Here is an 11,136-nt window from a genome sequence, read left to right on the forward strand (position 1 = left end):
GTGCATGCCGAAGGGCGGCCCGAGGCGGGGCCTTCCTCAGTCGTTAAGTAGCCGCCATACGGTGAGGGCTGCCCTGGCCCGCATGAGCCCGGTGGGTTCGGTGAGGTCGACGCCCAGGATCTTTCCGATCTGTTCGAGTCGGCGGGCGACGCTGCTGTGGTGCAGGTGGAGGAGGCTGGCGGCCCGGCGCAGGGACCCGGTGGCGCAGTACGTGTCTAGAGTCTGCAGATCTTCCGGGGCACCGGCGATTCGGGCGAGCGCGGCCACATCGGCGTTGTCCCGTGCGGCGTCCCGGGGTATCTCGGCCAGGAGCGCCAGCGCGCCCAGGTCGTCGTAACGAACGACAGGCTCGCGTGAAGTGGTGAAGCGCAGAGCGGTGCGAGCCTTTCGCCAGGATCGGTCGGGGCTTTCGGCGGCACCGATGCCCGCACGTACGTCCGCCGGCAGTTGGGCTTGGTCCAACGTGGTGGCCAGGATGACGCCCACGTCGGCGAGCGTTGCCGCCTTCACCAGGCGGGCCGGGCAGAGCAGGCCGGCAACCTGGTCGAGAGGACGCTGCGAGCGTACGGCGGCGACGCGGACGGGCACGTCGGCGGCGAAACCCAAGAGCCGCAACGCACGGGCTCTGGCCGCCTCATCGCTATCGGAGCTGATGACCAGTTCGACTAGGGCGGGGTCGGCCATGGTGGTGCGGGCAGGGCTGTACCGCTCGACGACTGCGGCGGCGGCTATGGCGAGTCGGTCCAGCAGCACGTCGTCGAGGGTGCCGGGCGGGCCGGGGCGTTCCAGCCACACCGTGCCGATCTCCTCCTCGTCGATCGTGATCGGCGCAGTGGTGGATGCGGGTGACGGCGGGCCGGGCGCCTGCTTGCCGTCGAGCGCCATGCGGATCGCACGCCCTGTGCCGTGGAGCTGGATCCCGGCCACGCACTCGGCCAAGTCTGCCGAGGCCCGGGCGAGTGCCGGGAGATCCACCCGGCGGCGCATCAGCGTGTCATAGAACGCGACGATGCGGATCGTCCCCTGGACGTGCGAATCCAGGTGCGACAGCCGTTCGGCCAGTGCCTCCATGACGCAAGGATAGGCGCGGACCGGTGCGCCGATCGTTGCGCGATCGGGTCCATATGCCCGACGGGAGGCGGATGATCGGTAGGGGTGGCGACCGTGAGGATAGGTGGCATGGATCCCGAACTTGAAGCATTCATTCCGTTGCTCCCAGAGGTCGACATGGCCGATCCGGTCAACACCCGTAAGAACTTCGACGAGCTGGCTGCCACGCGGTCGGCACCGGACACCTCGGGCCTGGAGATCGAGGACCGTGACGTGCCCGCCGATCCGGGCGTGCCGGTGCGGATCTACCGCCCGCGACAGGCGCAAGGCGCCGTTGTCTGGCTGCACGGCGGCGGTTTTGTCTTCGGTGGCCTGGATGCCGAGCATCCGTGGGCCACCCGGATTGCCCACGACTCCGGCGTGGTGGGCTACCGCCGGGCCCCCGAGCACCGGTTCCCGGCGGCCCTGGACGACGCCTACGCCGTCCTCACCTGGGCGGCCGAGCACGCGGCCGAACTCGGCATCGCCCCGGACCGGATCGCGGTCGGCGGTCACAGCGCCGGCGCGAACCTCGCGGCCGCGACAGCGTTGCGGGCCCGCGACGAGCAGGGGCCGCCGATCTGCTTCCAACTGCTCAACGAGGCCATCCTCGACGACCGGCACCAGACGTGGTCGGAGCGGAACTTTACCGCCACGCCCTGGAACAACCGAGCGGTGCGCGTCGCAGCGATGGATCATTACCTGGGCTCCCGGCCCGCCACGCCGTACGCCGCCCCGGCCCGCGCCACCGACCTGTCCGGCCTGCCACCTGCCTACATCGCCACCGCGGAGTTCGACCCGAACCGCGACGAGGCCATCGAGTATGCGCAGCGCCTGCTGCAGGCGGGCGTCTCCGTCGAACTGCACCAGTGGCCAGGCACCTTCCACGGGTCGCAGGCGATCCTGTCCGCCGAGGTGTCGCAGCGGCAGATCGCTGCACTCGGTGCCGTCCTGCGCCGTGCCCTGGCCGAATGAAGCGTTTGTTTGCGATGGGAGGATCCATGTCCGATCTTGATCCGGTGGCCAGGACCGCCCGGCTGACCGCCGCCCTACGGGCCAGGGAGTCCGAGCGGCCCGACCGGCTGTTCACCGACGTACTCGCGGGCACGCTGGCCGGGCAAGCCGCGCGGGCCCTGGCCGAACAGTTGGGAGAGGTACCCGCCATCGCGGTACGTACCCGGTTCTTCGACGACCTGCTCACCGAGATCGCCAACGCCGAGGGCGGCCCCCGGCAATTCGTCCTGCTCGCGGCAGGCATGGACACCCGGGCCCAAAGGCTGCCCTTCCCCGCCGCCACCACCCTCTACGAGGTGGATCGACCTGAACTCCTACGCCTGAAGGATGCGTTGCTGGCGGGCGTGCCCGAGCCCGCCTGCCGCAGGGTCGCGGTCAGCGCGGACCTCGCGGGCGACTGGCCTAGATCATTGGTGCAGGCGGGCTTCCGGGCTGACCTGCCGACGTGCTGGTTGGTCGAGGGACTCACCCAGTATCTCCAAGAGGCCAATGTGATCAGGCTGTTTGACCGCATCACGGCCTGCTCGGCACCTGGCAGTCACCTGCTGGCCGAGTTCGTCGCCGCGTCCCTGTTCCGCGACCCGGCAGCGCGCCCGATGCTGGACGCGCTCGCCGAGCAGGGTGCGGCATGGCACTACGGCACGGACGAGCCGCAGCCCCTGTTCGCCGAGCGTGGCTGGCAGGTGCAGTCGGTGCCGTACGCCGAGGTGGGGCAGGCGATGGGGCGGTGGCCACAGAATGGCGTTACGGCCGGTGGCCATCTGGCGCACGCAACACGGTGAGGACCGGCGTCAGCCGGTCCGTGATCCACGAGTGGTGACGCCGCCGGACCCGGCTTCGACTGTACGGGCCCGTGGATCAACGGAATCGTAGTTATCGGCGAGATCGATCATGGTGGCGGGGCGTCGCCCTGTTGGCGGTCTTCAAGAAACCAAGGTTTCTTGAAGACCGCCGCTGCGAGATCGAAAAGACCCGAAGGACCTTGTTGCCCAGCAGTTCTTTGGCGGCGCGGACGACCGTCGGCAGGGCCGGCAGGCGTTGCCGGGTGCGCTGGTCCATGCGGGCCTTGACCCGCTGGCCGTGCTTCTTGAGGTTGAGGTCGGCCTCCCCGATCGGGCAGGGCGCGACCCACGGGCCCCAGCGGGCCAGCTCCTCCCCAGCCCAGCGGGCGAGATCCAGGTAGAGGGCCCGGACCGCGATCAGCAGGGTGGAGCCGTCCAGGCGGGGGGACACGACCTCGTCGTGGGTGCCGTCGCTGCGGCGTCGCCGCACGGTCTTCGTCTGGGCCCGCTGCTTCCACTGCACCGCCACCTGTGTCGGCAGGTGCAGCGAGTCGATGCCAGGATGATGCGCTTCCAGGTCGGCCCAGAAGCGCCGGGCCAAGGACCGGGAGAGGTTGTCCAGCGTCGCGTAGTCGAGGGCGGGCCGCCGCTCCGTGAGGTAGTCCACCAGCAGGTCGGGCACCGGTCGGCAGGTGAGGTCGCAGCGGTCGACGAGCTGCTCGATCCCGACCTGGCCGGTGGCCCGGCCCAGGTTCCTCAGCTTGTCTTTTAACCTCTGTCCGCTTGTGTCTGCGGGTGCCTCTCCCGTAGGGCGCGGTTTCTGATCACGCGGAAGGGGAGAGCTGTTCGCGCACCCATTTGGGATCGGGGTTGGCGTGTGGCTGGCCCGCCACGACGACGGTCGGCACGGTCTCGTTGCCGTAGTTGGCTGCCCTCACCGCTGCGGCTCCTGCCGGGTCGCGCCAGATGTTGACCCAGTGCAACTGGCGGGCGCTGGGGCCAAGCCGGATGCGCAGTCGTATGCAGTACTTGCAGCCCGGTCGCCAGAAGACGACCGGTCGGCCGTCGACCGCGCTGCGGCGTTGTGCCTCCAGCGCGCCGATCGACCTTGGAAAGATCAGAGGCGAGTTGACGCCGGCGAGCGCGAGGAACGCCAGCAGGAGTGCTGCGGCTGTGCCGGGGCTCCCCTTGAAGACCTGCCCAGTCGCGACGACTGAGCCGCTGAGCACAAGCAGCATCGGCAGGATCCAAGCGCGCATCATGGTGATGCAGGCTATCGATGCGTCGAAATGCTCCTCGAACTAGGCCGCTCACCTGGGTGTTCGCCGGACGCTGAGCGGCCTTCGTCTGATCATGTGCTCCGACCAAGGATGCACGTGACCACGACGAAGGCCGTGGAGGTGAGTCTGCTGCCTGATCATGTTCCGGGGGAGGTGTTCGCGAAAGCGTCACGCTTCCGGGAGGACTTATTCGACTGTCTGACCGCTCGCGGGGACGAACTGTTCGACCTCACGGATGCGCTGCTGTGTGCGGACGGGCCGGTGAGAGCGCCGGTGGACCTGACGTTGGTGGCTGAGCACCGGCGCGGGCACGGCGCCATGTACGACGCCCTGAACAGCGGGAACGTGGACGTGCCACGTCTGCGGCAGGTGCTGGCCGGCCTGCCCATGCCGCAGGCCGCCGACGGCCGCCTGGTCCTCGCGGTCGACGTCAGCAACTGGCTGCGCCCCGACGCTCCCACCAGCGCGGATCGCCTGTTCTGCCACGTCTACGGCCGCAGCGGACGGTCCTCGGACCAGTTCGTGCCCGGCTGGCCGTACTCGTTCGTCGCCGCCCTGGAATCGGGCCGGACGTCCTGGTGCCAGCTGCTGGACGCCGTCCGTCTCGGCCCGGCCGACGGCGTCGCCGAGGTCACCGCCGCCCAGGTCCGCCGGGTGGTCATCGATCTCATCGAGATGGGCCGCTGGCGCCTCGGCGACCGGAACATCCTGATCGTGTTCGACGCAGGCTACGACGCCCCGCGCATGGCCCACCTCTTGGCCGGGCTGCCGGTGGAGGTCCTGGGCCGGATGCGCACGGACCGAGTGCTGCGCAAGCCGGTCCCGGTTCCGTGGATCTCCCCACCGCAGGGCGGGCGGCCGCCGAAGCACGGCAAGGAGTTCCGCTTTGCCAAGCCGGAGACCTGGGGTGATCCGGACGCGGCCACGGTGCAGGTCACCGACCGGTACGGAACCGCCCGAGCGATGGCCTGGGACCGCATCCACCCCCGCCTGACCACCCGCTCCGCGTGGACCGACCACACCGGCGAACTCCCGGTCAGCGAAGGCACGTTGATCCGCCTTCAGGTCGACCGTCTGCCCGGTGGCCACGACTCGCTGCCGCTCTGGCTGTGGTCGTCGGCCACCGGCCTGAGCGGCGAGGACGTCGACGTGCGCTGGCAGGCGTTCCTCCGGCGCTTCGACCTGGAACACACCTTCCGGCTGATGAAGCAGACACCGGGGTGGACCCGGCCGAAGCTCCGGACCCCCGAGGCCGGAGACCGCTGGACGTGGCTCGTGATCGCTGCCCACACCAAGCTCCGGCTCACACGCGAAGCTGCGGCGGATCTCCGCCGCCCCTGGGAGAGGCCGACCGAGCCCGCACGGCTCACCCCGGCCCGTGTCTGCCGGGGGTTTCGGAACCTCGGCCCGCACCTGCACTGTCCGGCCCGTGCACCGAAACCCTCAACACCGGGACCAGGAAGGCCGCTTGGCTCCAAGAACCGCCGCCCCACGATCCGCTATGACGTCGGGAAAACGACCAGGCGACCCGAGAGCATCATCGAGCGCGACAGCCTCGGAGGTCAAAAGACAAGCTCAAAGAGGTGCGGGCATGCCGAAGGCCCCGATGCCGAGGGACATCGGGGTCTTCGAGGAATTGCGGCTGTCGCGGTGAGGGGGACGGTCCGTGCGCGTTGCTCTCAGCAGAGGACGCGGGGGGTGAGCGGACTGTCGGGGAAGCGGAGTATACCCCGCACGTAAGCGGGCAGCTTAGCCAACCATCTCGCCACGCACAGCAGTTCACGAGAAGAAGCAGGTCACGGATGTGCACGGCACATCAACGACGACGGCTTGGAGTCGTGTTGGAGCTCCCCGGAATCAGGCGGCAGTCGTCACGGTGCGTCGGGTGGCTGCGGCGCGGGTGTGGGCGATGTCGGTGGGGTGGATGCCGTAGCCGGCCGGGTCGAGGCTGATCAGTCGCGGTGCAGGCGGCGAATCCGCAGGGCAAGGTCGAGGTGGAGGCGGGCGCGTTTGTCACGGACCTCGGCGATCGTGCGTGGGTTGACGTCGAGGCGTTGGGCGAGTGTGGTGGCAGGCCATCCGGCGCGCGCCAGGTCGGCCAGCAGCCGGGATGCCTCGCTGGAGTCGGTCAGGCCGGGGCCGCCAGGATTGCGGCGGCGGGGAGCGGGATGCCGAGGATGGCGTCGGCGGAGGTGCGGGCGATGTCCCGGACCGTCTGACCGTCTGCCGGGGTACGCAGCACGCGGCGGACCAGGGTCACGGACAGGCCGGCCCGGTCGGCGATGTCCTGCGCGGACCTGCCCCACTCGCGCAGCCGCACAGCCCACCGGGCGGCGGCATGCGGTGGGACACGGGCGGACAGACCGCGCGAGCGGTCCTGGTCGCGCTGGCGACGGGCATGCAGTGCTGCCTGGCGGCACTCGGCGCGGACGCAGCCGTAGTCGGCGCACGACGCCTGGCCGTGACGGACCGACGACCGTCGCGGTCGACGCTGCCGCGCGCCCGGCACGGCGACGGAAACGGACTGCTCTCCGGTGAGTGACGTGGCGATTCGTGCTGGGAGTCGGTGTGCTGGCCCACGCTACGCGCCCCCGCCGACAGAACACCCCTACCGCGCACCACATGTGGGATCCACAAGCCCGGGCAGCAGCGCACGCCGCGCCTCTCTCTTCAGGCCAGTGGAGACGACAGCGGCATAACCGCCGGACACGCGTCGCACCTGCGGCTCGGTTTCTGTCAGCGGCCAAGATCATCTCCCCGTGTACGGCCAGCGATTCCCCACTGGCGGTCCCCGCCGGCGGCCAGTTGACCTCCCCGCTGGCGGGCGGGTGGAAACACACGGTGACTGTCGATGGTCCGGCAGGCTCCCGCCCATCCGGTATTCCTCCAAGATTGAACGCTAAGGCGGTAGGCGCGGGAGCGGCAGGGGTGGGGCCGGTGTTCGGCCGTGGTACTGGTGCGCTCGCGCTGCTGTGGCTTCGTGGCGCGGTCAGCGCGACCGCACTCTTGTCGCGCTGCGACGCTCGGATTAGCGTCGGACCGGACAGGCGCGGGGGCCGATCAACGGGGTCTGCCTGCCCGCGCGCTCCAGGGGAGGTAACACCTCATGCGCGCTCTCAACCGCCTCGGAGCCATAGCCGCGGCCGTCGGCCTCACCGCCACGCTCGGCGTCGGAGCCGCCAGCACCGCGCACGCGACCACGAGTTGCGGCGTCATCGACATCGGCCTGCCCGGGAACCTCAGGATGTATGGCGAGTACGCCGGGCAGGTGGAGCAGCAGTACAACACCTGCACCGGTCGCGCATGGGCCCATTGGCAGTGGGCCGACCAGTTCCAGAGGGACCACTCCGGAATGCAGGTCGCCGTCGGCATCTACGGCTGGGACAGCTACCCGCGCTGGGCCTGGGGCGACACTGGCAGCAAGAACATCTACTCCCCGTCCGTCGACATCCACGAGGTTAACCCCGACACGTGGCAGGCCCAGGTCAACGGCACGTGCGACGCGTGGGGATCGTGGCACGCCTACGCCGACGGTCGGAACTGGGGCGAGTCCCCCGGCAACTGCTGACACCGGCATCCCCGGCCGCGCACCCGGAACACGGGTGCGCGGCCGGTGTTCGTTAGTAGGGGTTGAGCCAAGGTGAGTGCGATCGGGGCGTGCTGATCTCGGTCACTGACTGTAGCGATAATCGTGGCCCATCGACTCCCCGTCAGGTGGCTGCCGGTGAGGAGTTCCAACTGGCCGCTGACAGAGGGGTGCGCTGTTGCGGGTCCGGCATCGCGGCCTGCGTGCGCGCGGCCGTTGAGGATCCAGCTGGTGCGGTTGACTACTGGCTGGCGCGCAGGACGTCCAGGCGCTCGCCCACCTTGAGCCCGTAGCAGGCGGCTATGGCGTAGCTGGTGGTGTGCTCCGCCCGCCACCGCGCCTGCGTGGAAGACCAGGTTCGCCTCAGCGCGTTCGAGCGGCTGGTGGCCGACTTTGTCAACGACGAGAACTCCGGGCCGGAGGCAGGTGCGGAGGTTGCTGTTGAGTCGGCCGGCCGCCTCGGCGGCTTTGAGCTGGCGGACCATGTCGTCGAGGGTCGTGAAGTAGACCGAGAATCCGGCCCGGCAGGCGGCAACCGAGAGAGCGACTGCAATGTGTGTCCTGCCGACCCCGGGCGGTCCCAGCAGGGCAGCGTTGGCCTTGGCCTCGACGAAGGCGAGGGTGGCGAGGTCTTTCGAAGTGGGCGATGGTGCGGGCGATCCCCGGTGCGGCAGTCGCGGGGGCGTGTGTGGCCCACTCGCGGATCGCCATCAGGTAGATGACGCCGACCTCGTCCAGAACGAAGGAGTCGGCGCAGGGGTCGGTGTCGTTGGACAGCGCGGTCACGGGGAGGACGATCAGTTCCGTGATGCCCGGCAGCAGTTCCGGCAACTGCTCCATCTCGGGCGCGAGCCGCGCGGCCTGGACGTCGTCTCCGGCCTCTACCGCCAGGACGTAGTCGAAGCCGAGCTGGAGCAGGTGCGGGGGCAGCGAGGGAACGACGGGGGACATGGGCAGCTCCTGACGTACGGTCGCCGTGCCGATCACGGCGACGTTCCCAGCAGGGTCAGCCCGCCAGCCTGTGGACAGAGGACAGAGAACTCTCCACCCTGAGCCGGAACGGGCGAACCAGGGCTGCAAGGGTCAAAGCGGGCCCCCTTGTCCAGGCTGGTCGGCCCGACCACGAGTCCGACCATGACCCCTTGTCCAGGTCGGCTACCGCCCCGACCACGGCCACGCTTCTCCTTGACCACGGCTGCTACCTGCCACGGTCAGACCGCGGACAAGGGGGTCCCCTGCACGCTGCTCCCTCGAGCACCGCCCACCAGGGCAGCCTGAAGCGAAGGAGCCACCGCGATGACCACGCACCAGCCCCCGGCAGGCGCCCGGCGCGCCGGCCCCGACCACGAGTCCGACCAGCACCGGGCAAAGCCGCCCTGGCCTCCTGCGGTGCGCACTCGGGACGCCACGGTGGAACCCACTTTGGTGCCCGGCACCGAGCCGGACGGAGAAAGCCCAGGTCACCACATAGACACGGCCGCGCCCCGCGTTGTCACAACCCTCTTCTCTCCTCCTCTCACTGACCAAGCCCTGGGAATTAGGTGGGGGTGGGGTGCCAGTGGTGGAGGCGATCATCGGGTTCAGGGCGCACCTGGTGCCCTCTGCGGCCGGGCGGGGCGGCGCCCGGCCGGCGGCCGGACGCGGACGACGGGAGGGCGGGGCTGATGGCGGTCAAGCGTGAGGAGAACCCGGCGGGGTCGTCGAACAACCTGCGCGGCGACGTGCTGCGTGCTCGGGGTGCTGAAGGTCGCGACGGTCGAACAGATCCAGCAGATCTCAGTCCCGCACCTGAGCTACCGGCACACCGACAAGCCGACGCCCTCGAAGCGGAAGCAGGCCCGCACCGCCTCGCACACGGGCGCGCCTCTGCGCAAGCACGGCCTGGCGGAGAACGGTCCGGGGCGGTCTTCCGGCGCTTCGGCCGGCCGCACAACCAGCCCCTCCTCGAGGCGATCGGCAACCCGCGCCGCGAAGCCCACGACGCCCGCCGACAAGCCGAATACGAAGCCCGCGAACGGGAGTACAAGGAGCAACTGCGCCGCGCGGCCGAACAGAAGCGGGCCGAGCGGGAGGCCCGCCGTCCCGTGTGCGCCAGCTGCGGCACCCGGTTCACCGACGAACGGTGGAAGGCCATCGCGCCCGCCGGGTGGGACACCCCACGGGAGACCCACCCGCACTTATGCGACGACTGCAAGCAGCGCGCCATCACCGCCGAACGCCAAGCCGAGCACACCGAGCGCGAGCACCAGGCTGTGCCCGAGCAGAAGGCCGGCGGCACCTGGCTCTCACGCTTCCGCAGCTGACGCAGAATGGCCGGCGCTGTCAGTGGCGGCTGCAAGGCTGAACGGATGGACCGTGATGACGAGCAGCTGCTGCGCCGCCGGGTCTACGGCGCCGACTACGACCCCCCGGGCCCGCGGCCAGCTGGGCTCCCGGCATACCGCGCGGAGGGTGTGCCGGGAACCGATCATCATGTGGGCGTTACGCTGCGGGGATGCAGGTCTCGAGGCTGTACACCGGCCCCCAGTCACCGCTCGCGGTGTGGTAGAAGGCGTTGGGAGTCGTATAGATCCGCGATCCATCGGACCCGTACATTTTCACGCGTCGGTGCTTCGTCTGGTTGTTGCTCCAGGAACCGCCGAAGAGCAGATACCTGTGAGTGTCGTAGGAGCCGCAGTAGTAGAAGTCGTACTCGGTGCCGGTGTACGCGGAGCCTGTGAAACCGCAGAAGTTCCCATACGGGCAGGAATCCGAGGCTGCTGGCGTGTAGGTGTCGCGCAGGTCCCTGGCGTACTTCTCGCCGGGGACGGCCACGGTGACGTTCCCTCCGCGGAAGGCAACGGTGTTCGGGCCGGTCTGCCGGCCATGCGTCTGGTCGGCCACTTCATTGACTTTTTGCTGGAGGGCCTTTGCTTGCGTGGCGGTCAGTCCCGCCCGCTGGGCCTGAGCCGTGTAGGAGCTGCTGGCTGCTTCGGCTGGGCCGGCTTGCGCGCTGAAGGCGAGGGCGAGGATGCCCGTCATCGCCATCAGCAGCAGTTTCGGTTTGCCCAAAATCAGGTTCACCGTTCACCTCTCTTGTCGTTTCGACGGGCAGCGTTGCCCACCCCCGTGAGGCAACGACCGCCACGGGCGCCGACGCGGCTACGTCATCGGGTTGGGGTCGGCGATCACACGGATAACTGTGGGCGGCCGCCCGGGTGCAAACCTGGGATCAATCTTGTATCTGCTGCTGAGGCGGGGTATCCAAGACGCGGGGAGCCTTGGATGCGAGGGGGACTAGGGCGACGGTGCTTGGTCTGCGTGGCGGCTGTGAGGCACGTGTGGGACCGATCGTTCGCCTGGGATGTGCCTGGCGATGGGTAAGCGACGCTGGAGTGAACGGTGT

Annotated in this window: 11 protein-coding genes and 2 pseudogenes; 6 read left to right on the forward strand and 7 right to left on the reverse strand. The window is 69.5% G+C overall.

Features of this window, described 5'->3' with window-relative positions; all coding sequences use genetic code 11:
* Window positions 1-36 precede the first annotated feature (36 nt).
* Complete coding sequence (locus tag ACFY0F_RS26760; protein WP_388799215.1) at window positions 37-1,071, reverse strand: PucR family transcriptional regulator; 1,035 nt, start codon at window positions 1,069-1,071, stop codon at window positions 37-39.
* Between the two features lie 108 nt (window positions 1,072-1,179).
* On the opposite strand from ACFY0F_RS26760, the gene ACFY0F_RS26765 reads away from it, so the two are divergent.
* Together ACFY0F_RS26765 and ACFY0F_RS26770 are read left to right on the forward strand one after the other, a co-directional pair.
* Entirely contained in the window at window positions 1,180-2,064 is an 885-nt protein-coding gene (locus ACFY0F_RS26765; RefSeq protein WP_388799218.1) for an alpha/beta hydrolase, read from the forward strand.
* A 26-nt stretch (window positions 2,065-2,090) separates the two neighbouring features.
* Complete coding sequence (locus ACFY0F_RS26770; RefSeq protein WP_388799221.1) at window positions 2,091-2,885, forward strand: SAM-dependent methyltransferase; 795 nt, start codon at window positions 2,091-2,093, stop codon at window positions 2,883-2,885.
* Between the two features lie 91 nt (window positions 2,886-2,976).
* Here ACFY0F_RS26770 and ACFY0F_RS26775 read toward each other — a convergent pair whose 3' ends face one another.
* Both ACFY0F_RS26775 and ACFY0F_RS26780 read right to left on the reverse strand, forming a co-directional pair.
* Window positions 2,977-3,567 (reverse strand): hypothetical protein, encoded by a 591-nt coding sequence (locus ACFY0F_RS26775; protein WP_388799224.1) that lies wholly within the window; start codon window positions 3,565-3,567, stop codon window positions 2,977-2,979.
* A 142-nt stretch (window positions 3,568-3,709) separates the two neighbouring features.
* Complete coding sequence (locus ACFY0F_RS26780; RefSeq protein ID WP_388799227.1) at window positions 3,710-4,147, reverse strand: glutaredoxin domain-containing protein; 438 nt, start codon at window positions 4,145-4,147, stop codon at window positions 3,710-3,712.
* A 138-nt stretch (window positions 4,148-4,285) separates the two neighbouring features.
* Between ACFY0F_RS26780 and ACFY0F_RS26785 the strand changes: the two are divergent.
* Window positions 4,286-5,722 (forward strand): annotated as a pseudogene (locus ACFY0F_RS26785) (NF041680 family putative transposase); the annotation flags it as partial.
* A 571-nt stretch (window positions 5,723-6,293) separates the two neighbouring features.
* Here ACFY0F_RS26785 and ACFY0F_RS26790 read toward each other — a convergent pair.
* Window positions 6,294-6,485, reverse strand: a complete 192-nt coding sequence (locus ACFY0F_RS26790; protein WP_388799229.1) for a hypothetical protein — start codon at window positions 6,483-6,485, stop codon at window positions 6,294-6,296.
* 18 nt (window positions 6,486-6,503) lie between these two features.
* Between ACFY0F_RS26790 and ACFY0F_RS26795 the strand changes: the two genes are divergently transcribed.
* Together ACFY0F_RS26795 and ACFY0F_RS26800 are read left to right on the forward strand one after the other, a co-directional pair.
* Window positions 6,504-6,707 carry a hypothetical protein gene (locus ACFY0F_RS26795; RefSeq protein WP_388799232.1) on the forward strand — a complete coding sequence of 68 codons (204 nt, stop codon included), beginning with the start codon at window positions 6,504-6,506 and terminating at the stop codon, window positions 6,705-6,707.
* A 564-nt stretch (window positions 6,708-7,271) separates the two neighbouring features.
* Window positions 7,272-7,733 carry a hypothetical protein gene (locus tag ACFY0F_RS26800; protein ID WP_388799235.1) on the forward strand — a complete coding sequence of 154 codons (462 nt, stop codon included), beginning with the start codon at window positions 7,272-7,274 and terminating at the stop codon, window positions 7,731-7,733.
* A gap of 259 nt (window positions 7,734-7,992) precedes the next feature.
* Here the strand turns inward: ACFY0F_RS26800 and ACFY0F_RS26805 are convergent, their stop codons facing one another.
* Both ACFY0F_RS26805 and ACFY0F_RS26810 read right to left on the reverse strand, forming a co-directional pair.
* The gene (locus ACFY0F_RS26805) at window positions 7,993-8,151 is read right to left on the reverse strand and encodes a hypothetical protein (protein ID WP_388799238.1); all 159 of its coding nucleotides are present in this window, start codon (window positions 8,149-8,151) and stop codon (window positions 7,993-7,995) included.
* Window positions 8,099-8,386: pseudogene (locus ACFY0F_RS26810) on the reverse strand (ATP-binding protein); the annotation flags it as partial. The pseudogene ACFY0F_RS26810 and the gene ACFY0F_RS26805, both read right to left, overlap by 53 nt.
* 1,029 nt (window positions 8,387-9,415) lie before the next feature.
* On the opposite strand from ACFY0F_RS26810, the gene ACFY0F_RS26815 reads away from it, so the two are divergent.
* Window positions 9,416-10,054 (forward strand): hypothetical protein, encoded by a 639-nt coding sequence (locus ACFY0F_RS26815; RefSeq protein WP_388799240.1) that lies wholly within the window; start codon window positions 9,416-9,418, stop codon window positions 10,052-10,054.
* A gap of 178 nt (window positions 10,055-10,232) precedes the next feature.
* On the opposite strand, the gene ACFY0F_RS26820 is transcribed toward ACFY0F_RS26815, so the two are convergent.
* Window positions 10,233-10,814 (reverse strand): hypothetical protein, encoded by a 582-nt coding sequence (locus ACFY0F_RS26820; RefSeq protein ID WP_388799243.1) that lies wholly within the window; start codon window positions 10,812-10,814, stop codon window positions 10,233-10,235.
* Between the last annotated feature and the right edge of the window lie 322 nt (window positions 10,815-11,136).

The sequence above is a fragment of the Streptomyces sp. NPDC001544 genome, assembly GCF_042894285.1.
GTDB lineage: Bacteria > Actinomycetota > Actinomycetes > Streptomycetales > Streptomycetaceae > Streptomyces.